A 232-nucleotide genomic window follows, 5' to 3' on the forward strand; every position below is an offset into this window, starting at 1 on the left:
GCGCCCTGCACGAGGCCGGAGCAGTCCCAGCGGTCCGGGCCGGCCCCACCCCAGAGGTACCAGTCGCCCACCTGCGACATGGCGAAGTCGATGGCCTTCTTGGCGCGCGGGTTGGGCGCCCCGACGGAGACGGCGCTGCCGGGGACGTAGCCCGGCACGCGGCGGGAGGCACGGGTCGCGGAGCGCTCCGCCGCCTCGGCTGCGGCGCGGGCCCGGTCGGCGGCCTTGCGGG

1 pseudogene is annotated in these 232 nt (G+C 78.9%); it reads right to left on the minus strand.

Going from position 1 to position 232, the window contains the following annotated elements:
- A pseudogene (locus B2P18_RS08825) lies at window positions 1–232 on the minus strand (NlpC/P60 family protein); the annotation flags it as partial.

The sequence above is a fragment of the Arsenicicoccus sp. UBA2120 genome (genome assembly GCF_002330965.1).
GTDB lineage: Bacteria > Actinomycetota > Actinomycetes > Actinomycetales > Dermatophilaceae > Arsenicicoccus > Arsenicicoccus bolidensis.